Below are 26,232 nucleotides of genomic sequence, written 5' to 3' on the forward strand. Positions count from 1 at the left end.
TGTTCCCACCATTAGATATTAGCTTAGTTTAGGACATGTTTTCTAATAGCTTGAGCGACACCATGCTCATCATTTGAAGCAGTTACTAAGTTTGCAGTTTCCTTAACCCCTTCAGGTGCATTGCCCATAGCAATTCCTAGGCCAGCTAGAGCTAGCATAGGACTATCGTTGAAGTTATCTCCGATAGTCATGACTTGTTCAAGAGGAAGGTCATAATATTTGGAAAGCTCAAGGAGAGCATGTTCTTTAGAAACATGTTTGGCAGTGACTTCAAGGTAGTTATCTTTAGATAAGTAGAAGGCTGTCTGTGGAAAATCCATACTTAGGAGTTTTTGGTGGAGGTCCTGGATAACTTCAGGCTCATCAATCAACAATAGCTTGTGGATAGGTGGTTCTGAGTCTGAGACCGTGTCTTGCAGTTCCTTAATGATAGGAGATTCACCCGTGATACTTCCTTCCAACTGAGACCATTTGTCTAGTTCGTTGGTGATCCAGTCCTTGCCAGAGTAGATATTCACAGAGACACTTGGATAATCTGTGGATAAGTAGTTAAGGAGGTCTTGGATTTCAGCTTTATCCACAGGGTGTTGTATGATAGTACGATCCCCCTCAAGTACTAAGGCACCGTTGTAGCAAGCGATGGGATTGTCATGAAGTCCCAGTTTATGAGCAATTGGTTGCATCCCTAGTGGCGAACGGGCAGAAGCTAAAACAAAGGGAATATTTGCCTTTTCAAGCTCTGGCATTACCTCAATCAGTTGCTCATCCACCTGGTGGTTACTAGTGAGAATAGTGCCATCAATGTCACTGATAATCAAACGAATATTACTCATAATCGCTATCCTTTCCATCGTATAAAATCGTTACTTTATCTTTAAGAGACTCGACCAAATCAGGATCAGGTTCTTTATCTGTAATCCAGTAGTCAAAGTCTTCAATTTTGCTCAAGATATATTTGGAGTGCTTTTCATATTTATCAGATTCAGCAATGAGAATCTTGGTTCTAGCAGCTTGCATGGCCAGTTGTTTGACAGCAACGTCCTCTTCATCTTCATAGCTAACCACTCCTTGACTGAGACTAGCCGCTCCGAAGAAGGCTAAGTCAAACTGTAGATGTTGCAAGAGCTGGGTTTCGTGAAGCGAATAGTAGAAGCGGTTTTTGCTGTAAAATCTTCCTCCCAAGAGATGAAAATCGATTCCTTCTTTGCCACTTAGGACCAAGGCATTGTCCAAAGAGTGGGAGTAGACAGTGACGCTTTTAGTCAATTTTTGTGAAACTTCAAGCATCAAGGTAGAGACATCGAAGAAGAGAAGAGATTGGTCTTTGACAAAGCTAAGCGCTAGGTCTGCCAATTTTTTCTTGTCTTCAGTGAGTTCTTCCTGACGTTCTTGGAAGCCAAGAACAGTGGTATTTTTAACTGGAAGAATGCCACCATGGGTACGCTGAGCCAAATTCCTCTGGCTGAGGCAGTCGAAATCTCTTCTGACGGTATCTTTGGAAACACCCAATGCGTCAACCATTTCCTTGACAGAAAGGCTTCCTCGCTCTTCCAAGAGTGTTAATATTTTCTCTAATCGTTGTTCTTGATACATGTGTCACCTTCTTTCTGATACTAGTATAGCATCTTTTTGCTTTTTTGTTACATAAAAGCGCAAAAAAACTTAAAAAGAATGAAAAAAGTGCAAAATAGATTCAGGCGAATTTGCCTCTTAAAGTTCCCTTATCATCTTTAAAAATCCTTCAAAAATGCTATAATAGAAGCATTACGAATATTGGAGAGAAACCATGAGTTTTTACAATCATAAAGAAATCGAGCCTAAGTGGCAAAAATACTGGGCTGACCATCACACTTTTAAGACAGGAACAGATGCCTCAAAACCTAAGTTTTATGCGCTTGACATGTTCCCTTATCCATCTGGAGCGGGTCTTCACGTAGGACACCCAGAAGGCTACACAGCGACAGATATCCTCAGCCGTTTCAAACGTGCGCAAGGTTACAATGTCCTTCACCCAATGGGATGGGATGCCTTTGGTTTGCCTGCAGAGCAATACGCTATGGATACAGGGAATGACCCAGCAGAATTCACAGCAGAAAACATTGCCAACTTCAAACGCCAAATCAATGCGCTTGGATTCTCTTACGACTGGGACCGTGAAGTCAATACTACAGATCCAAACTACTACAAGTGGACGCAATGGATTTTCACTAAGCTTTACGAAAAAGGTTTGGCTTATGAAGCTGAAGTGCCAGTAAACTGGGTTGAAGAATTGGGAACAGCTATCGCCAACGAAGAAGTTCTTCCTGACGGAACATCTGAGCGTGGTGGCTATCCAGTTGTCCGCAAACCAATGCGCCAATGGATGCTCAAAATCACTGCCTATGCTGAGCGCTTGCTCAATGACTTGGATGACCTTGACTGGCCAGAGTCTATCAAGGACATGCAACGCAACTGGATTGGTAAATCAACTGGTGCCAATGTCACTTTCAAGGTGAAAGGAACAGACAAGGAATTCACCGTCTTTACGACTCGTCCAGATACTCTTTTTGGTGCGACCTTCACTGTTTTGGCGCCTGAACATGACTTGGTAGATGCCATCACAACACCTGAACAAGCTGAGGCTGTAGCTGATTACAAACATCAAGCCAGCCTTAAATCAGACTTGGCTCGTACAGACCTTGCCAAGGAAAAAACAGGGGTTTGGACTGGTGCTTATGCCATCAACCCTGTCAATGGTAAAGAAATCCCAATCTGGATTGCGGACTATGTTCTTGCCAGCTACGGAACAGGTGCCGTTATGGCCGTACCTGCCCACGATGAGCGTGACTGGGAATTTGCAAAACAGTTTGACCTTCCAATCGTAGAAGTCTTGGAAGGTGGAAACGTTGAAGAAGCTGCTTACACAGAAGATGGCCTTCACGTCAACTCTGACTTCTTGAACGGTCTCAACAAAGAAGAAGCGATTGCTAAAATCGTGGCTTGGCTAGAAGAAAAAGGCTTTGGTCAAGAAAAAATCACTTACCGTCTTCGTGACTGGCTCTTTAGCCGTCAACGTTACTGGGGTGAACCAATCCCAATCATTCATTGGGAAGATGGAACTTCAACAGCTGTTCCAGAAAGTGAACTCCCACTTGTCTTGCCAGTAACCAAGGACATTCGCCCTTCAGGTACTGGTGAAAGCCCATTGGCTAACTTGACAGACTGGCTGGAAGTGACTCGTGAAGATGGCGTCAAAGGTCGTCGTGAGACGAATACTATGCCACAATGGGCAGGTTCAAGCTGGTACTACCTCCGTTATATCGATCCACATAATACAGAAAAATTGGCTGATGAGGACCTTCTTAAACAATGGTTGCCAGTCGATATTTATGTGGGTGGTGCAGAACACGCCGTGCTCCACTTGCTTTACGCTCGTTTCTGGCACAAGTTCCTCTATGACCTTGGTGTTGTACCTACTAAGGAGCCATTCCAAAAACTCTTTAACCAAGGAATGATCTTGGGAACAAGCTACCGTGACCACCGTGGTGCTCTCGTGGCGACTGATAAGGTTGAAAAACGTGACGGTTCCTTCTTCCATGTGGAAACAGGGGAAGAGTTGGAGCAAGCACCAGCCAAGATGTCTAAATCCCTCAAGAACGTTGTCAACCCAGACGATGTGGTGGAACAATACGGTGCTGATACCCTTCGTGTCTATGAAATGTTCATGGGACCACTCGATGCTTCAATCGCTTGGTCTGAAGAAGGTCTGGAAGGAAGCCGTAAATTCCTTGACCGTGTTTACCGTTTGATTACAAGTAAAGAAATCGTTGAGGAAAACAATGGCGCTCTTGACAAGGTTTATAACGAAACCGTTAAATCTGTTACTGAGCAAATCGAGTCTATGAAATTCAACACAGCCATTGCCCAACTCATGGTCTTTGTCAATGCTGCCAACAAGGAAGATAAACTCTATGTGGATTACGCCAAAGGCTTTATCCAATTGATCGCCCCATTTGCGCCTCACTTGGCGGAAGAACTCTGGCAAACAGTCGCAGAAACAGGTGAGTCTATCTCTTATGTAGCTTGGCCAACATGGGATGAAAGCAAATTGGTTGAAGACGAAATCGAAATCGTCGTTCAAATCAAAGGTAAAGTCCGTGCCAAACTCATGGTTGCGAAAGACCTTTCACGCGAAGAGTTGCAAGAAGTCGCTCTTGCTAATGAAAAAGTCAAAGCAGAGATTGATGGCAAGGAAATTGTGAAAGTGATTGCGGTACCTAATAAACTCGTTAATATTGTTGTAAAATAAAAATAAATCCTTTGGAGCTTAGCTCTGGAGGATTTTTTGTATTGCTGTATGCTATAATAATTCCAACTAAGATAAAAACACAGTTCTGGTTGGTAGTCCAGACGTAGGCAAGCCTATCAGTAACCTTCCTCCTTGGTTGTCCATTCTTAGGGATAGAGTTAAGGAGGTGCTGTCGTGGAAACAATTTCAATTGGATTGACAGTTTATTTTGAAGATGGATTTTGGCATGGTTTGTTCGAACAAGTGTATCGAGAATCTTATCAAGTTTGTCGTGTGACATTTGGTCAGGAGCCAAAAGATGATGAAATTCTAGAGATTTTACAGACTCAGTTTACCCAATTATCTTTTAGTCCAGAGACTACAGCTAAGCAACATGTAAAAATTAAGAATCCTAAACGATTACAGCGAGCTGTGAAGAAACAAGTAAATCAGAAAGTTTCTTCCAAGTCGAAAGAACTATTGCAGTTGCAGTACGAGGAAAGGAAAAAGATTTCAAAACATCAATCTAGTGTCCAAAAGCAATTGCTCAAACAAGAGAAATTTGAACGCAAACAGCAAAAACGAAGAGACAAGCATAAAGGACATTAATGTGTTTCTCTTTAAAGAAACAGCTCTTTTCTAAATAGAAAGGAGCTGTTTTACTAGTATTGAAGAATAGATTTTAACTGTTTCCAAATCTAGTTACTTATCGCCAAAAGGTTTACCGATGATAGTTTTAAATTCAGGACAATACTTACTTGCCTCAAATTCAATGACATCATATTGGGCAATCTCATTTTGATAGAATGGATCGTGTGTAATGATTTCTTGAACAGCTTCCTGATTTTTAGCTCTTCCATCTCGCCACTTAGACTCTCATTTTGACCACTTATCCCCAAAAGCCGTTTTTTAAACGGCTGTTTTGCTAGACTGATTCTATCAAAAGGAGAGAAAAATGATATTACAAGCAAAAAACATAAGCAAACGATATGGAAATTATCTAGCCGTAAACGATATTCATTTACAGTTTGAAAAGGGAACGTTCAATGCGATTCTAGGACCAAATGGGGCGGGGAAATCAACGACGATTTCCATGTTGATTGGTTTGAAACAGCCAACGAAAGGTGAAATCATCTATGAACCCGGTACTAAAATTGGTGTGGTCTTCCAGACTAGTGTTTTAGATGAGATGCTGACGGTTAGGGAAAATCTGGCCATTCGTGCCAGACAGTATAAAGGACTGAAACCCAATCGTGTGTCTGATCTCATTGGTCGGCTAGGGCTATCAACTTTCCAAAAGCAGAGATACGGGACGCTTTCAGGTGGCCAAAAGCGTCGGGTTGACATTGCGCGTGCTCTACTCTCACAACCAGATATTCTGTTCTTAGATGAGCCAACGACAGGTTTAGATATCCAAACTCGGAAGTCTATTTGGGATTTGCTCTATCAATTGCAGAGAGAAGAGGGAATGACCGTTGTACTGACCACGCATTATCTTGACGAAGCAGATGAAGCTGATCTGATTTATATTGTGGACCATGGGAAAGTGATTGTTCAGGGATCAGCACTGGATATTAAGAGTCAGTATGCAAAAAACATCTTGAAGATTCGCTTCAAGGAGATACAGCAGATAGAAAGTCTCAAAACTTCGGGAATGTCAGTAGAGCAACAAAGTCAATTGGAGTATGTTTTTCAACCCGAGAGTGAAAGGGAAGCCATTGATTACCTGGCGCAAGTTAGAGATAATCTAGCCCATTTTGAGTTTCGTTCAGGGACCATGGATGATGCCTTTATTGCACTTACAGGAAGGGAGGTCCGCTAATGCTAGCCTTACTAAAGCGGAATTTTTTATTGTATTTTAGAAATCGTTCAGGGGTTTTCTTCTCCTTGTTGGGAGCCTTGATTTCCTTTATTCTCTATATTATTTTTCTTCAAAAGAATCTAACAGATGCTTGGGCTCAGCTCCCCAATAATGGTCCTTTGTTAAATAATTGGCTAATGAGTGGAACGCTTGCAGTGACAGGGATTACGACCAGTCTGGCTGCCCTGACTCAGTTAGTAAAGGACCGTGAACATCAAGTAGATCAGGACCTTTATTTATCGGATCAAGGGAAGTGGCGGTTACCATTTTCATATCTAGCGAGTGCAATCATCATTTCTTTTGCCATGCAGGTTCTTATGTATGTGCTGATGTGTGGCTATTTTAGAGAAGTTCCCAAACTATCCATACTACCTGAAGTACTCCTCATTATGCTGCTTAGTAGCCTGCTTTCTAGCTTGGTGAATGCCATTTTTGTTCACTTTTTCCAATCAGTAGATAGTCTTGGAAAGTTTGCGACCATAGTGGGTACAGCTTCCGGTTTTTTGGTAGGGACTTATGTACCTTTGGGCGTTCTACCTAATTTTGCTCAACTACTAATGAAATGTACCCCAGCAACTTATATTGCTGCACTTTATCGGCAAGTCCTCATGAATGAAACATTAAGTGAGACCTTTAAAGATCAAGATGATCTTCGTCAAGAGTTCCAAGAGAAAATGGGTGTTCAACTCAAGTGGCAAGAGTTGTTGACAAAGGAAAATACTTACCTTATAGTGTTAGGAGGTATTCTTCTAGTAGGCATTCTTTGGGCTGTTTTAGTGAAAAAGTCTAGTAAGAAAAAATAAGTGAGAGTTGGAATAGGAATGAAACTTCGTTTTGAAGAAAAGTCAGGTATTTCGACAAAGGACCCCTGTGTGGTTATCCAAGCAGAGCGATTGTCTGATCAAGCACGAGAGGTAATGGATTACCTCGAACAATTTTCAGTTGTAAATCAAGTGGTGATTCCTATTAAAACGGATGATCATTTGGTTATGGTAAAAATTGATGACATTATCCTAGCTGAAATTGATAAGAATGTGTTAACGATTTATACAATAGACAAAACCTATACGATGAAAGAGACACTGACAAACTTTCAGCATCGCATCAATCGTCGAAGTTTTTTACAGATATCACGTCATGCTGTTATGAATATAGACCATTTGGAATCCCTATCGGATAGTTTTTCTGGCAATATGATGGCCAAAATGACAGGTGGAGTGAAGTCCAGTGTCAGCCGAAAATATGTCAAATCTTTGATGGATTATTTAGGGGTGTAGGAGGAACCAATGAAACGTTTAATTGCTTATTTTGTATCCGGCGTGAGAACGGGGTCGTTCTTTTACCTTGCACTTCTTTTACTTGGTCAATTAATTCCCCAGCTTATCTATCCCAAAGTTAGTGTAGGAAATATTTTAGCCCTCTTTATGATGAGTGGCTTAATGGGAATGCTCTCGTGGATTTTGGAAGAGCTTGACCGTATGTCGTACAGATTTAGAGTAATCTTGCATTTCTTGTTGACGGCGATTGTACTTACAGTGACTTGTCTGATATCAGGCTGGTATGAAGCTTTAACGAACCCTGCTATCTGGATTGTTTTCATTTTTGTTTATATTATTATCTGGCTTTATCTCATTTGGCAAATGCATATGAGAACACAGCGTATTAATCAAGCTTTACTGCATCGTCGAAGCCAGAAAAAGAAAAGTAATAAATTATAGTAAACTTCAAAAAAATACTCTTTTTCCTCTTGACCCTCACGCCACGTCATAGCCTATACTCTTAATCAGAGAGGAGTTCTAATGAAATCTGTAAAAGAAGTGAGCCAACTATCAGGTGTCAGTGTGCGCACCCTTCATTATTATGACGAAATTGATTTGCTGAAACCGTCAGTTGTGGCTGAAAATGGTTACCGTTACTATAATCGCGATGCGGTTGTCCGTTTGCAGGAAATATTGCTTTACCGTGAGTTAGACTTTCCTCTCAAAAAAATTAAGGAAATCGTAGGTCAACCAGGTTATGACAAAGTTCAAGCGCTTAGAGATCAGATTAAGCTCTTAGAGCTGAAAAAGTCCCGGTTGGAAGCCGTCATAGCTCATGCCAAGGCCTTACAAATGGAGGAAGAAGAAATGTCATTTGAAGCATTTGATCAAAAAGCTGTAGAAGCCTTTCAGGAAGAAGCTCAGGCTAGATGGGGTCAGACAGAAGCTTATCAAGCTTTTGTGGCTAAGGGAGAGGAGTCCTTCCCTGAAGTTACAAAAGAGATGACTGCAATCATGTCTACCTTTGGACAGCTCAAGGAGTATAATCCTGGTGATGATAGTGTTCAGGAGCAAGTAAAGGCGTTACAAGATTATATTAGTCAGCATTTTTATCCATGTGACCAAACGGTATTAGTTGGTCTAGGTCAGATGTATCAAACAGATAATCGCTTTTCTAGTTTTATCGATAAAGTCGGAGGAAGAGGTACTGCCGCCTTTCTCGCAGAAGCTATTCGTATTTATTGTCAATAAACTAAAGCCAAAGTCTTAGAGACTTTGGCTTTTTTCATGCCATAGTGACATTTATGTCACTATTTTTATAATCATTTAATGTTTATAATTAATGTATCGTTTTAGAAGGCGATTAGTTAAGTGTTTCTGCTATTTTGCTTGAAATTTTCTTGCAGATAAGCGGAGAAGAGTTAATCAAATTCTAATCTAAATCAAATTTACGGAGGAAATCATGTCCATTTTAACCATCGACCACATCTCAAAGTACTATAATCTCGACGGTACGAACCAAGAGCGCGCTTTGAACGATGTTACACTTGAGATTGCACCAGGAAAGATTACTGCTATCTACGGTCCATCTGGCTGTGGTAAGACCAGTCTGCTTAGTATTATTAGTGGCTTGGATAGTCAGTATCAAGGAAATCTTTATTTCAAAAATCAAAACATGCGAGATTTTTCGGAGCGTGACTTGACCTATTTTAGAAAGGCTCATATTGGCTTTGTCTTTCAAAATTTCAATCTTATCCCTCATCAATCAGTCCTTGAAAATGTCAAGATGCCTCTTTACGTTAAAAATATGACTGATAAAGAGATGGTCAAGATTGCGGAAAGGGAGCTCAGCCGTCTTGGAATCGGAGACTTTATCAAGAAAAATGTTAAGCAGCTTTCTGGTGGGCAAAAACAACGTGTGGCCATTGCCCGTGCCCTAGTCAATAATCCGGAAATGATTGTGGCTGATGAACCGACAGGTTCTCTTGATTCTCAGTCTCAGGAAAATGTTCTCGAAATTTTTAAAGAGCTAGCTGAGGCAGGTAAAACTGTGATTATTGTAACCCATAACCCTGAAGTGGCGGATTATGCGGATGTTGTCATTAAAATGAAGGATGGTGAAGTCGTTGAAACAATCGAAAAATAAGGGGTTGACCCTCAAGAATAAACTCAAATTGTCATTGAACAACTTTATGGAACGTAAGTGGCGTAATCTTTTGATTGCGACGGCAACTTCCATTGGTTTTATCGGTGTCCTAATTTCCTTTGGTTTGGGAAATGCTATTGTTGGTATGATTAATGACAGTACCGATGGTGGCAACATTCCATCCCAAATTCAGATCAGTCTTAGTGCTAAATCAGCAGCCAGAGGGGTTCTAAATGCGGATGACGAGAAGTTTATTCGTAGCCAGATTAAGAGTGATGACATTAAGTATTTGGAGAGTCCCTTCGGAATGAACATGGCAAGTCTTACCCTTGATGGCAAGACCATGGACTTCAGTAAGGACCTTCCTAACTATTCTCAGGTTATCAGTCTTTACAAGAACACAAAAATCTCTACATCTCGCAATGATAAGGATAAGATTTCAGCTGGGAAGCCTTTTAAATCTGAAGATGAAAAGGGCTTAACCCTTCCGATGAGTTTTGTCAAACGCTACAACCAAGAAACAGGGAAGAAGCTCAAGGCTAAAGAATTTATCGGTAAAGAAATTTCAGCTCAGATTGTTGAAAATACTGCTGATGGAACTAAAGTAGCAGATATCAAGACTAAGATTGTCCGTATTGTTGATGACAGCGAGGATGCTGAAGAGAGCAATAGCTATATGCCAGCCAAACAATTGGAAGAATTGCTTAAAGAAAATGGCTTTACCAAAACAGTCTCTTACATGCTTTTGGAGCTCAAGGATCCAGCCAAGACTAAGGAAGTCACTAAAAAATTGCAGAAAAACAAGAAGTATCTGGTTCTTTCACAGCAGGCCATCCTAGATGTCATTATTAAATTCATCCGTGTGATCCAAGCACTCTTGATTATCCTTTCGTCACAAGCTATCCTAGTTTCAGCTGTCATGATTGGAATTATCATCTATATTAACATCATGCAACGCTCAAAAGAGATTGGTGTTATGAAGGCCGTCGGTTACCTTAATCGTGACGTGAAAGCTATCTTTGTTTATGAGGCCCTCTGGATTACGGGTATCTCACTAGCTCTTGCTCTCCTTGTATCGCAGGGAATTGGAAGCTTGGCCAACATGATTGTTTCACATCTCTACCCAAGTGTCAGCAAGGTGTTTGACCTAAATCTGACCTCAATTCTCATCATGTTTGGTTTCTCACTCTTGATGGGCTATGTGTCAGCCTACCTTCCAGCCCGTAAAATCAGTAAAATGGACCCTGTCGAGTCTCTAAGGTATGAATAGAAATAAAGAGTAGTCTCCTCAGGCTACTCTTTTTTGTCAAAACAAACATTAGAAAAATCTGAAAATCCAAACAATAATTAACTTTCTGAAAAGTGGAGACAATTGCTCAAAAATGCTATAATAGTCAGCATATACAGGCTATTAATAACAAAAAAAGAAGTACCTATTCGATTGGAGGAGTTCCATGTATAAAGATGATAGTTTAACCTTGCACACTGACTTGTATCAAATCAATATGATGCAGGTTTACTTTAACCAAGGTATTCACAATAAAAAGGCCGTTTTTGAAGTTTATTTCCGTCAACTTCCGTTTAAAAATGGCTTTGCTGTATTCGCAGGTCTGGAGCGTATTGTCAACTATCTTGAAAATCTGACCTTCTCAGAAACTGATATTGCTTATCTAAAAGATTTAGGTTATCCTGAGGATTTTCTGGACTATCTAGCCAACCTAAAATTCGAGTTGACTATCAAATCAGCACTTGAGGGTGATTTGGTATTTGCTAATGAACCGATTTTTCAAGTGGAAGGTCCCTTGGCCCAGTGTCAGCTTATAGAGACTGCCTTGCTAAATATCCTCAATTACCAAATTCTTATTGCGACAAAGGCAGCTCGTATTCGTTCTGTCATTGAGGATGCTCCTCTGTTGGAATTTGGGACACGTCGTGCACAAGAGATGGATGCAGCAATCTGGGGAACGCGTGCAGCCGTGATTGGTGGTGCTGATGCAACGTCAAATGTACGTGCCGGCAAGATTTTTGGAATCCCAGTTTCTGGTACTCATGCCCATGCTCTTGTTCAAGCCTATGGCAATGATTATGACGCTTTTAAAGCCTATGCATCTACTCATAAGGACTGTGTATTCCTTGTAGATACCTATGACACCCTTAAGATTGGTGTTCCGAATGCTATCCGTGTCGCTAAAGAGCTAGGTGATAAGATTAATTTCTTGGGTGTTCGTCTTGATTCAGGTGACTTGGCTTATCTATCGAAGCAGGTCCGTAAGCAACTGGATGCAGCTGGTTTCCCTGATGCCAAGATTTACGCTTCAAACGACCTTGATGAAAATACTATCCTTAACTTGAAGATGCAGAAGGCCAAGATTGATGTTTGGGGAGTAGGTACTAAGCTCATCACTGCCTATGACCAACCGGCCTTAGGGGCTGTCTACAAGATTGTCTCAATGGAAGATGATCAGGGAGTCATGCATGATACTATCAAATTGTCCAATAATGCTGAGAAGGTTTCGACACCAGGTAAGAAACAAGTGTGGCGTATTACGAGTCGTGCTAAGGGCAAATCAGAAGGTGACTATATCACTTTCGCAGATACGGATGTTAATGCTTTAGATGAAATTAATATGTTCCACCCAACATATACCTACATCAATAAGACTGTTCGTGATTTTGATGCAGTGCCACTCTTGGTCCCAATCTACGACAAGGGGCAACTGATCTATGACTTACCAAGTCTTGATGAAATCAAGGCTTATGCGACTAAGGAATTGGACGAACTTTGGAATGAGTACAAGCGTGTGCTTAACCCTCAAGATTATCCAGTTGACTTGGCTAAAGATGTCTGGGATAACAAGATGACCTTGATTGATAATGTCCGTAAGAAAGCCCATGACTTGTCAGAGTAAAAGGAGAAATTATGACTTTGCAAGAAACTATTATTGCTCAACTAGGTGTTAAACCTAGCATTGATCCAAAGGAAGAGATTCGAAAATCCGTTGATTTTTTGAAGGCCTATATGCTCAAACATCCATTCCTTAAAACATATGTTTTGGGAATTTCAGGAGGTCAAGATTCTACATTGGCTGGCCGTCTGGCACAACTTGCGGTTGAAGAGCTCCGTGCAGAGACAGGAAAAGACTATCAGTTTATTGCCATTCGTTTACCATATGGTGTCCAAGCAGATGAAGATGATGCCCAACGTGCTCTTGCTTTTATCAAGCCAGATGTGAGTCTTGCTGTTAATATCAAAGAAGCTGTAGATGGTCAGGTTGCTGAACTTGCCAAGGCAGGTGTCACCGTTTCCGACTTCAACAAGGGAAATATCAAGGCCCGCCAACGTATGATAACCCAATATGCGGTTGCTGGTGAAAATAGTGGGGCAGTTATTGGGACAGACCACGCCGCTGAAAACCTTACAGGCTTCTTCACAAAATTTGGTGATGGTGGTGCGGATATCTTGCCACTCTTTCGTCTAAACAAACGTCAAGGTGCAGCCCTTCTTGCAGAACTTGGTGCGGACAAGGCCCTTTATGAAAAAGTGCCAACAGCTGACTTGGAAGAGGACAAACCAGGAATCGCTGATGAAGTGGCACTTGGAGTGACCTATCGTGAAATTGATGACTACCTTGAAGGCAAGGAAGTCTCAGCCAAAGCTCAGGAAACGATTGAGTCTTGGTGGCGTAAAGGTCAACACAAACGTCACTTGCCGATCACCATTTTTGATGATTTTTGGAAATAAGAGGAGAAATGAGTTATGATCAAAGCTTATATTGATTTTTGGAAGCGTGCCTTTGACTTTAGAGGCCGTTCAACTCGTCCAGACTACTGGTGGGCTTACTTGGTTAATGTCATTATTATTACTATTCTTACTGTTTTTTGTGTTCTTATTCCTTTCTTCAGTAATGTTGATCTTAGTGACCCAGCTTTGTTGAATAATCCGACTGAACTGCAAAAAATAATTATCACCTACGCTTGGCCACTAATGCTTTTTAGCTTAATTGAACTTATCCCTCAATTGTCTCTACAAATACGTCGTTTGAGAGATGCAGGATTTCATCCGGCTTGGGTACTTCTAAGTTATATAGGGCTTGTACCAATCTTGGCTATCTTCTCATTGATTGGAAGCATTGTCCTCCTTATCATGTCGTGTCAGCCAACGAAACCAGCACCTGAAACGCAGTTTGATAAAGTGGAATAAGATTGTCATAACCCTAGGTTTTACCTAGGGTTATTTTTAAATTGAATTTTCAGAAATTAGTGATAAAATAGAAAGGAATAAGGCTTAAAAGGAGGAATCTTATGACTTCACTATCAACAGATTTCACAGATAAACTATTTGCAGACTATGAGGCCAATGCCAAGTACAGTGCTATTGAGAATGCTGTAACTCACAATGGCTTGCTCAAATCCATCGAAACACGTCAATCAGAAGTTGAGAATGACCATGTTTTCTCAATCGATTTAACTAAAGATGAGGTGTCTAACCAAAAAGCTTCAGGACGTTGCTGGATGTTTGCGGCACTAAATACTTTCCGTCATAAATTAATCTCAGACTTCAAATTGGAAAGTTTCGAGCTTTCTCAAGCCCACACCTTCTTCTGGGACAAGTATGAAAAATCAAACTGGTTCTTGGAGCAAATCATTGCTACAGCAGATCAAGAGATTGGCAGTCGTAAGGTTAAATTCCTTTTGGATACCCCACAACAAGATGGTGGACAATGGGATATGGTCGTATCACTTTTTGAAAAATATGGTGTTGTACCAAAATCAGTTTATCCAGAATCTGTAGCTTCAAGCAATAGTCGTGAGCTTAATCAATACCTCAATAAGCTTCTTCGTCAAGATGCTCAAATTTTACGTGACTTGATTGCTGGAGGTGCTGATCCAGCTGCTGTTCAGGCCAAGAAGGAAGAACATCTTCAAGAAATTTTCAATTATCTTGCCATGACTCTTGGTTTACCACCACGTCAGTTTGATTTTGCCTACCGAGATAAAGATGACAACTATCAATCTGAGAAAAATATCACACCACAAGCTTTCTTTGAAAAATATGTGGGTCTTAAACTTAGTGATTATGTGTCAGTTATCAACGCTCCAACAGCTGATAAACCTTACGGAAAATCTTATACTGTTGAGATGTTGGGTAATGTTGTAGGTGCGCCAAGTGTGCGTTATATTAACCTCCCAATGGATCGTTTCAAAGAGCTTGCCATTGCACAGATGAAGGCTGGAGAGACTGTTTGGTTTGGTTCAGATGTTGGTCAAGTTTCAGACCGCCAAAAAGGTATTCTTGCAACTAATGTTTATGACTTTACAGCTAGCATGGATATTAACTTGACTCAAGACAAGGCAGGACGTTTGGACTACAGTGAATCTCTCATGACTCATGCTATGGTATTGACTGGGGTTGATTTGGATGCTGATGGCAAACCTGTTAAATGGAAGGTTGAAAACTCTTGGGGAGACAAGGTTGGACAAAAAGGTTACTTTGTCGCTTCTGATGCCTGGATGGATGAATACACTTATCAAATCGTTGTTCGTAAAGACTTCCTTACAGCTGAAGAATTAGCAGCCTATGAAGCAGAGCCACAAGTACTTGCTCCTTGGGATCCAATGGGAGCCCTTGCTTCAAAATAAGACAATAGATGAAACCACTGGAAAATGATTCCAGTGGTTTTTCATAGCTTCTTTAAAATTTATCGGTAAAAAAAGAGTTATCCATTCGGATAACCCTTTTTAGTTCTTATTCTTCTGCTGTAGCAGTGTTTGAATTTGAATGTTCAGAGCCATTAGAGGCTGATGTCGATGGATTTGTTGAAGCATCAGGCCCGTACTGTTGACTATCTTGTGAACTTGATGAGTCACTGCTTTGGCTTGAGTCCCAACTTGATGATGAGCTAGATGTTCCAAGTGATCCAGAGTAAACATTTGATGTTGAAGAACCAGTAAGGAAGACATAGCTACCATTATTATAAACACCGCTAGGCATATCGAAATCTTCAGAACCCGCACCATACATCTGGTTAAGATAGCTACTTGTTACACCATAGATTTGTTTAGCGATATCAAGGTCTGAACCATAAAGTGGTGTTTTACGGTTCTTGTAACCTGTCCAAATCGCCATTGCATACTTAGTATTGTAACCAACGAAAGTTTCATCCGGAACCATAAGGTCAGCATAGACACCACTTTCTTTTTGTACTTTATAGTACTCATCGTCACCGTAGTTAGATGTACCAGTCTTACCAGCATTGATTGTACCAGGAACATAAGCTTCAGTTGCTGTACCACCTGTCAATACTTGTTTCAACATACTTGACATCATGTAGGCTGTTTGTGGTGACATGGCTTCGACACCTTTAGAATCAAATGATTTAGTTGAACCGTCTTCAAACTTGATTGATTTAATGTAAGATGGTTTATAGTAAGTACCACCATTTGCAAAGGCTGCATAAGCTGCGGCCATCTTCTCACTTGATGCACCATACTTAGAATCTGATGATGATGTTGAAGATGAGATGGCATTTGAGTAGTACATTTCTGGATACTCGATACCCAAATCTTTCAAGAAGGATTGTGCATATTCCAAACCAGCAGCTTGGAGAGCTTTAACGGCTGTAACGTTACGTGACTGTTGAAGCGCATAAGTCAATGAAATACTTCCGTAATACTTACGATCCCAGTTGTAAACTGGTGTTGAAGAACCTGGGAAATTGTAAGGATTATCGTAAACAGTCGTACCAGTGTTTGTATAAACACCTTTTTCAATAGCAGGAGCATAGTCAGTGATTGGTTTCATTGTAGAACCCCAGTCACGGTCTGTTTGAACAGCTTGGTTGGTACCAAGTGCAACGTTTTCGTCTTGGTGACGTGATCCCAATTGGGCAACGACACGACCATTAGTAACATCAATAATAGTAGAAGCAACTTGGAGACTATCGTTTGGATAGTATACGTAGTCGTTAGTATTATAGACGTTCCAGATATATTTTTGAATATCTGGGTTAAGGTTAGTGTAGACGTCGAGACCTGCTGAGTAGATATCAGCATTGGCATCAGTAGATACTTGTTCAATAACTTGTTTGATGTAGTTATCTAAGTATAGCTCATAGCTAGCTTTCTTCGTAAGTGGAAGAAGTCCATCTGATACATCAGTTGCTTTAGCTTGTTCGTACTCTTCTTTAGAAATGTTTTTGTCTTCATACATTTCACTAAGAACAGTGTTACGACGCTCTTTGGCAGCATCTGGATTAGCATAAGGGTCATATTGTGTTGGTGCTTGTGGAATACCAGCAAGAAGAGCTGCTTGGGCAACAGAAAGGTCGCTCAAGTCCTTACCAAAGTAAGATTTGGCTGCAGTCTTCATACCGTAGTAACCATTACCCATATAAACCTTATTAATATAGAAGGTCAAGATTTCTTGTTTAGTGAATTGACGCTCCATTTGGAGTGACAACCAGATTTCTTGCGACTTACGTTTAAGGGTTTGGTCAGAAGTGTTAGTTGAGAAGTAAGCCAACTTAATCAACTGTTGGTCGAGTGTAGACCCCCCTTGGGTACTGCTACGTCGAAGGTTGTTAATAGCTGCCCCCATGATACGATAGACGTCAATCCCACGGTGTGTGAAGAAACGTTTATCCTCAATAGAGGTGATGGCATTAACTAGAGTTGTTGGAATTTCATCTGTTGATGCACTCTCACGCTTCTCAGCTCCCAAGTCGGCAATAAGACTACCGTTAGCGTCGTAAATCTTACTTGAGTTTGTTGATTGCAGTTTGTTCTCGGTAAGTTTTGGGACACTGCTAACATAGTAGGCAAAGAGGCTACCACCAGCGATGACACAGACTACAAAGAAAGTGAGCAGTCCAATAAATCCGTATTTTGCAATACGCCAGCCCAAACTTTGGTCTGAAGCGGCAGAGCGTTTTCCTTTGCTATAGCGAGAAGAATCTGAACGCTTGACCTTGATGTTTTTAGCACGTTTAGTCAAACCGTTAAGTGATTCTTTAAAGTTGCTGAAATTAAATTTAGCCATTATGTGTTACCACCTAATAATTTTTCAATGATTTCTAAATAAGGAACTTGAGGATAAGCTGCTTCTGCAATTGCATAGCCTCTTTTTTTGATATAATCAAGAGGCATTGATTTCGACCCTTTATCAATTTGATAAAAAGCGATCAAGTCTTTGGCAGGCAGAAGGTAGGTTTCCTTAAGCGTCGAGAAGTGAAGTAGCACGAAGCAGATCCCATCTTGACTGATGACCTGAGACATGTGCTCAATTTGATGCGCATGAAAGTTTTTCATAGGCATGGATGTCTTTTGTCGAGTCTCTTTGGCTTCAAAATCAATGTAGTATCCTTTGTAAACACCAGAGTAGTCGGTAGTAGAGGCTTGTCTAAAGTAAGCTTCTACAATCTTTGCTCGTGAGCGTTTGGGATAATCGACTTTGACAATTTGAACAGGAGTGGGTTTTTTATGAATAACGGCTAAACCACGCGACAAATAGTAATCATTAGTCGCGTTAATAGCAGATTCAAAGCTCATACCCCGATTGGCAAAGTCAACTCTATTTGATTTTTTAGGACGTACTTGTGCTATCTTACGAGATATCTGATGGGGATAGTTTACCATTTCTTTCCCTTCTTCTTTATAAGATATGCATAAAGACTATTTTATTATACCATAAAATGAACGAGGAAAACAATAAATGACATCACTACTGGTAACTGGTTATAAGAGCTTTGAACTCGGTATTTTTAAAGACAAGGACCCTAAAGTAACTATTATCAAGAAAGCAATTAAACGTGATTTTAAGCGTTTCTTGGATGATGGTGTGGATTGGATGATTTTTACCGGCAACCTCGGTTTTGAATTTTGGGCACTAGAAGTGGCCAAAGAACTTCAGCAAGACTATCCTTTGAAGTTAGCGACACTCTTTCCTTTTGAAACGCATGGTCAGAATTGGAATGAAGCGAATCAAACAAAACTGGCAGCCTTTAAGCAGGTTGATTTTGTCAAGTATAGCTTTCCCGCTTACCAATCTCCAGCCCAGTTTAAACAATTTAATCAGTTTCTCATTGACAATACAGATCAGGCTTATTTATTTTATGAACCTGAAAATGAAACAAATCTGAAATATTTTTACGGTATGATGATAGAAGCAAGGGATTATCCCGTATTTCGACTGACTTTTGATGACCTCAATGAGGTCATGTCGGAATAGGATATAATTGAGTTTTAAACTTGCATTTTTATATTTTTTTTCTGTATCATAAAAATATTAGACAGTAAAGTATTAGTAAGTTAGATAAGACAAGTATTGGAGAATAAAAATGGCTAAGATTAATTTAACGCCCAAGAAAATCTACGAACAAGAATTTAAAACAAGCATGCGTGGCTACGATAAAAAAGAAGTTGATGAGTTTTTAGATGATGTAATCAAAGATTACGGTGTCTATATTGCTCTAGTTAAGGAATTGCAAGAAGAAAATGCAAAACTTAAGGCTAAAACTTCTTCAGCTCCTGCAAGTCGCCCAGCATACGCAAGCGCGACAAGTGAGCCATCACGTGCGAATGCCAATGTTGCTTCGGCTTCAAACTATGATATCTTAAAACGTATCAGTCGTTTGGAAAAAGAGGTCTTTGGAAAACAAATCGTCGAATAAAACTGGTTTGTGCAATTTTTGGATAATCGCATGGTTGCTAGTCTTCCATGAGGAAAGTCCATGCTAGCACTGGCTGTGATGCCAGTAGTGTTTGTGCTAGGTGAATTAATAAGCCTAGGGACTTGATTTTCAAGTTACGGCGAGTGAACTGGCTAAGTCTTCGGATAGGTTTTAGTAGCTCTGAAAGTGCCACAGTGACGGAGTTTTTAGGGAAACCTAAAAAGTGGAACGCGGTAAACCCCTCAAGCTAGCAACCCAAACTTTGGTAGGGGCATGGGATGGCTGGAAACGAACGGACCATCCTGACTGCTTTGCAGTAGACAGATGATTATCGAAGGAAGTGGTACCTAGTCACTTCTGGAACAAAACATGGCTTATAGAAAATTGCATATAGGTGAGGCTGGGACACATGTCTCAGCCTTCTTTTAGCGAGAATTCTCTCTTTTATAACTATATCTAAAGAAAAGAGTGGAAAAATAAGCCACCAGTTAAAAAAAGTTTGTACTCGTAACAATGAGATAAAAGGATGACAATGAAAGAAACATTTACATTAGTAGCAACTGCTGCAGCAGGTCTTGAGGCTGTGGTTGGACGTGAATTGCGTGAGTTAGGTTATGACACTCAGGTTGAAAATGGTAAGGTGAGTTTCCAAGGCGATGTTCGTGCAATAGCGGAAACTAACCTTTGGTTGAGAGCAGCAGACCGTATCAAGATTGTAGTGGGTGAATTTCCAGCACGTACCTTTGAGGAACTCTTTCAGGGAGTTTTTGCCTTAGACTGGGAAAATTATCTTCCGCTAGGTGCAAAGTTCCCAATTTCTAAAGCTAAATGTGTGAAATCAAAGCTTCATAATGAGCCATCTGTTCAGGCAATTTCCAAAAAAGCTGTCGTGAAGAAATTGCAGAAGTATTTCCACCGTCCAGAAGGAGTGCCTCTTCAAGAAACAGGAGCGGAATTTAAGATTGAAGTCTCTATTTTAAAGGATAAGGCTACCGTTTTGATTGATACCACAGGTGCTAGTCTCTTTAAGCGTGGCTACCGTACTGATAAAGGTGGGGCACCGATTAAAGAAAATATGGCGGCTGCTATTCTTGAACTTAGTAACTGGTATCCGGATAAACCGTTGATTGACCCAACTTGTGGTTCAGGGACCTTCTGTATTGAGGCTGCAATGATTGGTATGAATATTGCGCCAGGATTTAATCGTGATTTTGCCTTTGAAGCATGGAATTGGGTGGATAAAGATTTAGTACAGTTGGTACGTGATGAAGCAGATAGCAAGGCGAATTATGATATTGAATTAGATATTATGGGTTGTGATATTGATGGCCGTATGGTTGAGATTGCAAAAGCCAATGCTCGTGAGGCAGGTCTTGAAGATGTTATTAAATTGAAACAAATGCGTTTACAGGACCTGAAAACAGATAAAATCAATGGTGTCATTATTTCAAACCCTCCTTATGGTGAGCGTTTGTTGGATGACAAGGCTGTGGATATCTTGTATAATGAAATGGGTCAAACTTTTGCGCCACTTAAAACTTGGAGCAAGTTTATCTTGACCAGCGATGAACAATTTGAAAGCAAATACGGTATGAAAGCCGATAAAAAACGTAAGCTTTATAACGGGACACTCCGTGTTGATTTGTATCAATATTTTGGTGAGCGTGTTCGCCGTTCTGAGGCTAGAAAGGTAAATTAAACGTGTCAGAAGATAAAACACAAAATGGCTATGAAGGTAGCCAAGAGCTAGATTTCCAGGATGCCAAGGAAATGACAGTCGGTGAGGCTGTCCGCAAAGAAGCTGAGATTAATGCTGGTGTAACAGAAACAGATAGCATTTTGGATAAGTATATCAAGCAACACCGCGAAGAAGTTGCCTCACAAAAATTTTCAAAGAAAATTGAAGCTGATGGCGACACATCACCTTTGGATGCTTTTATTCAAAAGCAACGTCAGGAGTTTGCAGATTCAGGTTTGATTGGTCAATCAATGGCTAATGAGTCAATCAACTCAACAGCAGCTACTGAAGAAGTAACACCAGTCACATTTGGTTTTGGTGCTACAGATAACAAGGCTGATGAAACTCAATCTCATATTGACAAGCAGTTACCAAATGCTCCTGTTGAACCTGAGGTTATTGCAGAACCAGAAAGTCAAAGTTCTGAAGTTATCATTACGTCAACGAATGCTGATCGTTTCATCACGTCAGAAACAGAAAAATTTGACCTTGGTGATGCACTTGCAGATTCAGCTACTTCAACTAATCAGCCAACGCCAGCCTATAACGATGCATTGGTAGATAATATTGATGATAACAATCCTTTGATTGCTAACATCGATGATCCAGAACCACAAAATCCTGTTGTTGCCAATATTGACGATACTGAGCCACAAGCTTCAAAACCTTTGTTGGATGATGTTGCTATTTCAGATACTATTGACTTGGCAGCTATTGCATCAACAGTGGCAGGGGTAACTGGAGCAAAAGCTGACGAAGAAAAGACAACACCAAAAGTGTCTATGGCAGTTAATCGCCCATCTGCAGAAGACAGAATCTCTTCAGAGTCTATTTCTCCATCGCATAAGAGTGCCTTTGATGGTGATATTCCAGTTTACCGTCGTAAAGGTGTTGTTATCGGTGCTCTAGCAGTTCTTGCTTTAGCTATTATTGGTGGTAGCTATGCTCTTTATAAAGGAACACATAGCCAATCGGCAAAAACAACAAGCACAGCTTCTTCAGCAGTGACATCATCATCAAGCAAGGACACGGCAGCTGCTGATAATAAGGCCTTCGAAGAAATGTATAAGAATTTCTTCACAGATGACGAGCAAACAAAACTCGCTAATGATCAATTTGGTAAGCTATCAGATTTGGAAAAACTGCTCAAGAAATTGGAGAAAACCAAGTATTATGATGCAGCTAAGAAAAAATATGATAACTTGAAGAAACAAATTGAAGCTGTACAAAAGATTAACAGTCAGTTTGAGTCAGATGCTCTTGTAGATGGTAGCTATAATGCCTCTATCGCTGTTAAATCAGATGCTAACTTTAATAATCTTCCAGAAAGCGTAACAACAACTGGGAATGCGAGTCTTGATAGCACTATCCAAGAAGCTATTAAGGGTGGTAAGACTCAGCTTGAAGAAAAAGCTAAGGCTGCGAGCGCAACATCTGCAGCGACAGCTGCTGATAGCGCCAATACTGCTAGTCCTGCTGCACCTTCAGGTGATAACACGTCTGGAGCAGCTTCTACTGGTGGTGGTGCGGCTGCGTCAAATACATCTGGAGCGCAAAATGGAGCAGCTAACTCAGCAGGTTCAACAGGTTCAACTGGTGCGACTGGAGGAACTACTGGTGGCTCAGCTGCAGCTTCAACAGTTGTAACACGCGGAATCACAAATTATAACCCATCAATCCTTCAACGTGACCGCTCACGTGTGCCTTATAATGCAAACGTAGTAGCAGATACAAGTAACCCAGCTTGGACTTGGGCTGACGGTGTTCTTGATAAGATCATCAATGAATCACACTCACGTGGTTACTTCTCAGGAGATAACTTCATCCTTGAGCCAGTTAACATCATTAATGGTAATGGTTACTACAACTTGTACCTTCCAGATGGAACTTACCTCTTCAGTATCAACTGTAAGACAGGTTACTATGTTGGTAATGGTTCAGGTCACTCAGATAAACTTGATTATTAATAATAATCTGCGACACTCCCTAGGGAGTGTTTTTTGTTTTATCTTGGTGAGGGCCTAGTTTATAAGGATTTTGTGCTATAATAGAGGGATAAGATAGGGGTGAATACTATGGCAAAATTGATGCCGGGTAGAGTCCGTAATGAGGGTATTGAACTTTTTGAAAAGGATCTCATTACCATTCATCAGGTCTCAGAAACTCAGTTGGATACAACAGTTGACCAACATCATTTAATTTATGCACTCAATGATTCTGAAATCACGTGTGACTGTGATTATTTCGCTCAAAAAGGCTATTGTCCCCATTTGGCAGCGGTTGAGTATTATCTAAAAAATGATAAAGAAGGCCAGCGCCTCTTGGCAGAACTGGAAGAGGAACAAGAGTCCTCTCAAGGCCAAGAGCGAGGGCACTCTTTTGGTGGTTTATTTTTAGAAGGGCTTTCCCTGAATGAAGATGATACCGTTAGATATAGCTTGATGGTAGAGGGAGAGGAATCTACCTTTGGTTCAGAGATTTGGTGGAGTATACGTTTACGTCGCTTACCAGATGAACGTTCTTATGTTATTCGAGATATTCCTGCCTTCCTCAAACTTGTAGAGGCTGAGGGTTATTATCAGATAGGTAAGAACTACTATGAACCCCTATCACTTATTCAATTTGACCAGGCTTCACAGGCATTTTTAGACTTCTTAGGACGGATGATTCCAGATGAAGCCAAGACTAATTTAGACTTTATTTTACCGAATAATGCACGTCACCTTTGTCTCCCTTACGGTTTTTTTGAGGAAGGTTTGAGACGGATGCAAGATTTGGATGGCTTTAGGTTTGAATGGGAAGGAACCGAATATCGCCAACTTTTGGTCGAGGATTTGACCGCTGATGCTCAGCTCTTCTCGTTTGATATTTGTGTCGAGCCCAAGATGATTGAATTGACTGTCGCTGAGAAGAATAGTCAGGCCTTTTTTAATAATCGTATTCTCTTTTATCAAGGTGTTTTTTATCGTCTGAATCGAAAACAACAAAAACTTTTGGTTGGCTTACGCTCTCTTCCAATCGGAAGCGATTTGAATAAGCACGTCAGCTTTAATCTCGATGAACAAGCCATCTTGGCTGCTAGTCTTTTTGATTTTAGGACTATGGGGCCGGTTAAGGCACCAAAAGCTTTTAATATCAAGGACTTTACACCGAGATTTCGCTTTGATCTGAAAGGTGATAGTGAGGTTATTCTTACATTAGCTTTTGATTTTAATGGCTTCTTGGTACAAGATCGCCAAGAGTTGAGTCATTTAGGATTTACTAGTAACTATCGTCATGAGCAGGCTGTTTTTCGTTTGATGTCTAAACATGGATTCACCCCTGATTTTCAGTCATCTAAACGATTAGGTAGCAGTCAAGAGCTCTATGATTTCTTTACAAATACTCTATCAGATTTTGAAAATTCAGGAACGGTTCTGATTGGACAGGAGTTACGTGACTTACGGGTTGAGCAGAGTCCACAGGTTCAGGTAGAGCGTCAGGGAAATTTATTAGATATTTCCTTTGATTTTTCAAGTCTTGACGACGAAGATGTGGATCATGCTTTAGCAGCCTTGATGGAAAGCTCGCCCTATTTTATCAATCGTAGTGGTCAGTTGATTGTTTTTGACGAAGCGACGTATCGTATTAGTGAGAGTCTCAAAACTCTGAGAGCTCGTTACTCAGGAAAAGGTCACCTAGAACTCAATCAATTAACTGCCTATCAATTGATGGATGCTCTTTCAGAAAGTGATTCTGTTCGTTTTTCAAAAGATTTCCAACTCTTAACGCAACATTTGAGTAAGCCAGAGACCTTTGATTTGCCAACCTATAAGGTAGAAGCTGGCCTTCGTCCCTACCAGGAAAAAGGTGTTCAGTGGCTATCGATGTTGCATCACTATGGTTTTGGCGGTATCTTGGCCGACGATATGGGGTTGGGGAAAACCTTGCAAACTATTGCCTACCTCTCTGCACATTTAGAAGAAGGACAACGAGTTTTGGTTTTGTCACCATCAAGTCTGATTTACAATTGGCAGGATGAGTTTAAAAAGTTTGCCCCTCAGTTAGATGTAGCGGTTTCTTATGGACTCAAGCCAAAACGTGATGACATCATTGCCGAAGACCACCAGATTATTATTACAAGCTATGCTTCCTTCCGTCAGGATTTTGATGCTTACAAGGCTGGCAAATATGACTATCTCATTCTTGATGAGGCTCAGGTCATGAAGAATACACAGACAAAGATTGCCCAATATCTACGTGATTTTTCTGTTCCACATTGCTTAGCACTATCTGGAACGCCTATTGAAAATCATTTGTTGGAGATTTGGTCTATTTTCCAGATTATTCTACCAGGACTTTTACCAGCTAAAAAAACTTTCCTTAAGTTAACACCTAAGGAAGTGGCTAGGTATATTTCTCCCTTTATTCTAAGACGTAAAAAAGAAGAGGTCCTTCCTGATCTCCCAGATTTGATTGAAATCACTCACCAAAGTGAATTGTCAGATGCTCAAAAGGCTATCTATTTAGCACAATTACAACAGATGCAACAAGGATTAATTTCAGCAAGTGATCAGGAAATCAACCGTCGTAAGGTGGAAATCTTGTCAGGAATTACCCGCTTACGACAAATCTGTGATACCCCAGCTCTCTTTATGGACTATGCGGGAGATAGCGGAAAATTAGATAGCCTTAGAGAGTTGCTTAGCCAAATTAAGGAATCAGACCATCGTGTCCTTATCTTCTCACAATTTCGTGGAATGTTAGATATTACAGAGGGGCTCTTACAAGAATTAGGGATTTCCTCATATAAGCTAACAGGGTCAACGCCATCTGATAGTCGTCAAGAGATGACCAGAGCCTTCAATCAAGGAAGTCGAGATGCCTTTTTGATTTCTCTGAAAGCAGGAGGAGTGGGACTGAATCTAACTGGTGCTGATACGGTAATTCTGATTGACCTTTGGTGGAATCCAGCGGTAGAAATGCAGGCTATTAGTCGTGCTCACCGTATAGGTCAGGAACAAAATGTCGAAGTTTACCGTTTGATTACAAGAGGGACTATTGAAGAGAAAATTCTTGAGCTTCAAGAAGGTAAGAAAAACCTCGTCACAACAGTATTGGATGGCAATGAAAGCCGTGCCAGCATGACAGTAGAGGATATTAAAGAAATTCTTGGTATTGCAATATCTTAATTTGTTATATTTAATATTGGAATACTAAAATATAAAAATGCTACTAGGCAAATCTTTTGAATTAGGCTATAATAGGATATTGCAAGACGTATCTCCCCATTCCCGATTATTTATATTAAGAT

22 protein-coding genes, 1 other RNA gene and 1 pseudogene are annotated in these 26,232 nt (G+C 40.6%); 19 read left to right on the forward strand and 5 right to left on the reverse strand.

What is annotated here, in order from left to right; genetic code table 11:
• Positions 1 to 23: 23 nt before the first annotated feature.
• Both SSAL8618_RS01425 and SSAL8618_RS01430 read right to left on the reverse strand, forming a co-directional pair.
• Positions 24 to 833, reverse strand: a complete 810-nt coding sequence (locus tag SSAL8618_RS01425; protein WP_038675228.1) for a Cof-type HAD-IIB family hydrolase — start codon at positions 831 to 833, stop codon at positions 24 to 26.
• Positions 826 to 1,593, reverse strand: a complete 768-nt coding sequence (locus tag SSAL8618_RS01430; RefSeq protein ID WP_037610690.1) for a DeoR/GlpR family DNA-binding transcription regulator — start codon at positions 1,591 to 1,593, stop codon at positions 826 to 828. Before SSAL8618_RS01430 ends, SSAL8618_RS01425 begins: the two co-directional genes overlap by 8 nt.
• Positions 1,594 to 1,786: 193 nt before the next feature.
• Here SSAL8618_RS01430 and leuS point away from each other — a divergent pair, with 193 nt between their 5' ends.
• Together leuS and SSAL8618_RS01440 are read left to right on the forward strand one after the other, a co-directional pair.
• Positions 1,787 to 4,288 carry a leucine--tRNA ligase gene (gene leuS / locus SSAL8618_RS01435; RefSeq protein ID WP_038675231.1) on the forward strand — a complete coding sequence of 834 codons (2,502 nt, stop codon included), beginning with the start codon at positions 1,787 to 1,789 and terminating at the stop codon, positions 4,286 to 4,288.
• Between the two features lie 174 nt (positions 4,289 to 4,462).
• Positions 4,463 to 4,876, forward strand: coding sequence for a YjdF family protein (locus SSAL8618_RS01440; protein WP_022496572.1), 414 nt, complete (start codon positions 4,463 to 4,465; stop codon positions 4,874 to 4,876).
• 93 nt (positions 4,877 to 4,969) lie between these two features.
• On the opposite strand, the pseudogene SSAL8618_RS10910 reads toward SSAL8618_RS01440, so the two are convergent.
• Positions 4,970 to 5,122 (reverse strand): annotated as a pseudogene (locus SSAL8618_RS10910) (YciI family protein); the annotation flags it as partial.
• A gap of 100 nt (positions 5,123 to 5,222) precedes the next feature.
• On the opposite strand from SSAL8618_RS10910, the gene SSAL8618_RS01445 reads away from it, so the two are divergent.
• The 11 genes from SSAL8618_RS01445 (at position 5,223) to pepC (ending at position 15,173) form a co-directional block, all read left to right on the forward strand.
• A complete protein-coding gene (locus tag SSAL8618_RS01445) occupies positions 5,223 to 6,089 on the forward strand; it encodes an ABC transporter ATP-binding protein (protein ID WP_038675233.1) in 867 nt (288 codons plus the stop codon).
• A complete protein-coding gene (locus tag SSAL8618_RS01450) occupies positions 6,089 to 6,931 on the forward strand; it encodes an ABC transporter permease (protein ID WP_038675235.1) in 843 nt (280 codons plus the stop codon). The genes SSAL8618_RS01445 and SSAL8618_RS01450 overlap by 1 nt, the downstream gene beginning before the upstream one ends.
• Before the next feature lie 18 nt (positions 6,932 to 6,949).
• A complete protein-coding gene (locus SSAL8618_RS01455) occupies positions 6,950 to 7,405 on the forward strand; it encodes a LytTR family DNA-binding domain-containing protein (protein WP_038675237.1) in 456 nt (151 codons plus the stop codon).
• A gap of 9 nt (positions 7,406 to 7,414) precedes the next feature.
• On the forward strand, positions 7,415 to 7,846 hold the full coding sequence (locus SSAL8618_RS01460; RefSeq protein WP_038675239.1) for a DUF3021 family protein: 432 nt from the start codon (positions 7,415 to 7,417) through the stop codon (positions 7,844 to 7,846).
• An 81-nt stretch (positions 7,847 to 7,927) separates the two neighbouring features.
• Positions 7,928 to 8,638 (forward strand): MerR family transcriptional regulator, encoded by a 711-nt coding sequence (locus tag SSAL8618_RS01465; RefSeq protein ID WP_038675241.1) that lies wholly within the window; start codon positions 7,928 to 7,930, stop codon positions 8,636 to 8,638.
• Positions 8,639 to 8,849: 211 nt separating this feature from the next.
• On the forward strand, positions 8,850 to 9,533 hold the full coding sequence (locus SSAL8618_RS01470) for an ABC transporter ATP-binding protein (RefSeq protein ID WP_038675243.1): 684 nt from the start codon (positions 8,850 to 8,852) through the stop codon (positions 9,531 to 9,533).
• A complete protein-coding gene (locus SSAL8618_RS01475) occupies positions 9,502 to 10,803 on the forward strand; it encodes an ABC transporter permease (protein WP_072903622.1) in 1,302 nt (433 codons plus the stop codon). Before SSAL8618_RS01470 ends, SSAL8618_RS01475 begins: the two co-directional genes overlap by 32 nt.
• Positions 10,804 to 10,987: 184 nt before the next feature.
• Complete coding sequence (locus tag SSAL8618_RS01480) at positions 10,988 to 12,442, forward strand: nicotinate phosphoribosyltransferase (RefSeq protein ID WP_038675246.1); 1,455 nt, start codon at positions 10,988 to 10,990, stop codon at positions 12,440 to 12,442.
• Positions 12,443 to 12,453: 11 nt separating this feature from the next.
• Positions 12,454 to 13,275 carry an NAD(+) synthase gene (nadE, locus tag SSAL8618_RS01485; protein ID WP_038675247.1) on the forward strand — a complete coding sequence of 274 codons (822 nt, stop codon included), beginning with the start codon at positions 12,454 to 12,456 and terminating at the stop codon, positions 13,273 to 13,275.
• 15 nt (positions 13,276 to 13,290) lie between these two features.
• Positions 13,291 to 13,734: a DUF805 domain-containing protein gene (locus SSAL8618_RS01490; RefSeq protein ID WP_038675249.1), complete on the forward strand. Its 444-nt coding sequence runs from the start codon at positions 13,291 to 13,293 to the stop codon at positions 13,732 to 13,734.
• A 101-nt stretch (positions 13,735 to 13,835) separates the two neighbouring features.
• Positions 13,836 to 15,173 (forward strand): aminopeptidase C, encoded by a 1,338-nt coding sequence (gene pepC, locus SSAL8618_RS01495; protein WP_022495780.1) that lies wholly within the window; start codon positions 13,836 to 13,838, stop codon positions 15,171 to 15,173.
• 106 nt (positions 15,174 to 15,279) lie between these two features.
• On the opposite strand, the gene pbp1a is transcribed toward pepC, so the two are convergent.
• Together pbp1a and recU are read right to left on the reverse strand one after the other, a co-directional pair.
• Positions 15,280 to 17,571 carry a penicillin-binding protein PBP1A gene (gene pbp1a, locus SSAL8618_RS01500; protein ID WP_038675252.1) on the reverse strand — a complete coding sequence of 764 codons (2,292 nt, stop codon included), beginning with the start codon at positions 17,569 to 17,571 and terminating at the stop codon, positions 15,280 to 15,282.
• Positions 17,571 to 18,167, reverse strand: a complete 597-nt coding sequence (gene recU, locus SSAL8618_RS01505; RefSeq protein WP_038675254.1) for a Holliday junction resolvase RecU — start codon at positions 18,165 to 18,167, stop codon at positions 17,571 to 17,573. Before recU ends, pbp1a begins: the two co-directional genes overlap by 1 nt.
• Positions 18,168 to 18,243: 76 nt before the next feature.
• On the opposite strand from recU, the gene SSAL8618_RS01510 reads away from it, so the two are divergent.
• The 6 genes from SSAL8618_RS01510 to SSAL8618_RS01530 all read left to right on the forward strand — a co-directional run bounded on the left by SSAL8618_RS01510 (position 18,244) and on the right by SSAL8618_RS01530 (position 26,110).
• Positions 18,244 to 18,759 (forward strand): SLOG family protein, encoded by a 516-nt coding sequence (locus tag SSAL8618_RS01510; protein ID WP_002883685.1) that lies wholly within the window; start codon positions 18,244 to 18,246, stop codon positions 18,757 to 18,759.
• A 109-nt stretch (positions 18,760 to 18,868) separates the two neighbouring features.
• Positions 18,869 to 19,201 (forward strand): cell division regulator GpsB, encoded by a 333-nt coding sequence (gpsB, locus tag SSAL8618_RS01515; RefSeq protein WP_002883687.1) that lies wholly within the window; start codon positions 18,869 to 18,871, stop codon positions 19,199 to 19,201.
• Positions 19,202 to 19,215: 14 nt separating this feature from the next.
• Positions 19,216 to 19,583, forward strand: an RNA gene (rnpB, locus tag SSAL8618_RS10290) — RNase P RNA component class B.
• A gap of 150 nt (positions 19,584 to 19,733) precedes the next feature.
• Positions 19,734 to 20,900 carry a THUMP domain-containing class I SAM-dependent RNA methyltransferase gene (locus SSAL8618_RS01520; RefSeq protein WP_038676955.1) on the forward strand — a complete coding sequence of 389 codons (1,167 nt, stop codon included), beginning with the start codon at positions 19,734 to 19,736 and terminating at the stop codon, positions 20,898 to 20,900.
• 2 nt (positions 20,901 to 20,902) lie between these two features.
• Positions 20,903 to 22,906 (forward strand): cell division site-positioning protein MapZ family protein, encoded by a 2,004-nt coding sequence (locus tag SSAL8618_RS01525; RefSeq protein ID WP_038675257.1) that lies wholly within the window; start codon positions 20,903 to 20,905, stop codon positions 22,904 to 22,906.
• Positions 22,907 to 23,014: 108 nt separating this feature from the next.
• Positions 23,015 to 26,110, forward strand: a complete 3,096-nt coding sequence (locus SSAL8618_RS01530) for a pilus expression-regulating Snf2 family helicase (RefSeq protein ID WP_038675259.1) — start codon at positions 23,015 to 23,017, stop codon at positions 26,108 to 26,110.
• The last annotated feature ends 122 nt before the right edge of the window (positions 26,111 to 26,232 follow it).

This window comes from Streptococcus salivarius (assembly GCF_000785515.1).
In the GTDB taxonomy this organism is placed as follows: Bacteria; Bacillota; Bacilli; order Lactobacillales; family Streptococcaceae; genus Streptococcus; species Streptococcus salivarius.

Coding starts and splice junctions, on each gene's coding strand:
- SSAL8618_RS01425 (WP_038675228.1), bottom strand. CDS start 833: ATGAGTAATATTCGTTTGATTATCAGTGACATTGATGGCACTATTCTC.
- SSAL8618_RS01430 (WP_037610690.1), bottom strand. CDS start 1,593: ATGTATCAAGAACAACGATTAGAGAAAATATTAACACTCTTGGAAGAG.
- leuS (WP_038675231.1), top strand. CDS start 1,787: ATGAGTTTTTACAATCATAAAGAAATCGAGCCTAAGTGGCAAAAATAC.
- SSAL8618_RS01445 (WP_038675233.1), top strand. CDS start 5,223: ATGATATTACAAGCAAAAAACATAAGCAAACGATATGGAAATTATCTA.
- SSAL8618_RS01450 (WP_038675235.1), top strand. CDS start 6,089: ATGCTAGCCTTACTAAAGCGGAATTTTTTATTGTATTTTAGAAATCGT.
- SSAL8618_RS01455 (WP_038675237.1), top strand. CDS start 6,950: ATGAAACTTCGTTTTGAAGAAAAGTCAGGTATTTCGACAAAGGACCCC.
- SSAL8618_RS01460 (WP_038675239.1), top strand. CDS start 7,415: ATGAAACGTTTAATTGCTTATTTTGTATCCGGCGTGAGAACGGGGTCG.
- SSAL8618_RS01465 (WP_038675241.1), top strand. CDS start 7,928: ATGAAATCTGTAAAAGAAGTGAGCCAACTATCAGGTGTCAGTGTGCGC.
- SSAL8618_RS01470 (WP_038675243.1), top strand. CDS start 8,850: ATGTCCATTTTAACCATCGACCACATCTCAAAGTACTATAATCTCGAC.
- SSAL8618_RS01475 (WP_072903622.1), top strand. CDS start 9,502: ATGGTGAAGTCGTTGAAACAATCGAAAAATAAGGGGTTGACCCTCAAG.
- SSAL8618_RS01480 (WP_038675246.1), top strand. CDS start 10,988: ATGTATAAAGATGATAGTTTAACCTTGCACACTGACTTGTATCAAATC.
- nadE (WP_038675247.1), top strand. CDS start 12,454: ATGACTTTGCAAGAAACTATTATTGCTCAACTAGGTGTTAAACCTAGC.
- SSAL8618_RS01490 (WP_038675249.1), top strand. CDS start 13,291: ATGATCAAAGCTTATATTGATTTTTGGAAGCGTGCCTTTGACTTTAGA.
- pepC (WP_022495780.1), top strand. CDS start 13,836: ATGACTTCACTATCAACAGATTTCACAGATAAACTATTTGCAGACTAT.
- pbp1a (WP_038675252.1), bottom strand. CDS start 17,571: ATGGCTAAATTTAATTTCAGCAACTTTAAAGAATCACTTAACGGTTTG.
- recU (WP_038675254.1), bottom strand. CDS start 18,167: ATGGTAAACTATCCCCATCAGATATCTCGTAAGATAGCACAAGTACGT.
- SSAL8618_RS01510 (WP_002883685.1), top strand. CDS start 18,244: ATGACATCACTACTGGTAACTGGTTATAAGAGCTTTGAACTCGGTATT.
- gpsB (WP_002883687.1), top strand. CDS start 18,869: ATGGCTAAGATTAATTTAACGCCCAAGAAAATCTACGAACAAGAATTT.
- SSAL8618_RS01520 (WP_038676955.1), top strand. CDS start 19,734: ATGAAAGAAACATTTACATTAGTAGCAACTGCTGCAGCAGGTCTTGAG.
- SSAL8618_RS01530 (WP_038675259.1), top strand. CDS start 23,015: ATGGCAAAATTGATGCCGGGTAGAGTCCGTAATGAGGGTATTGAACTT.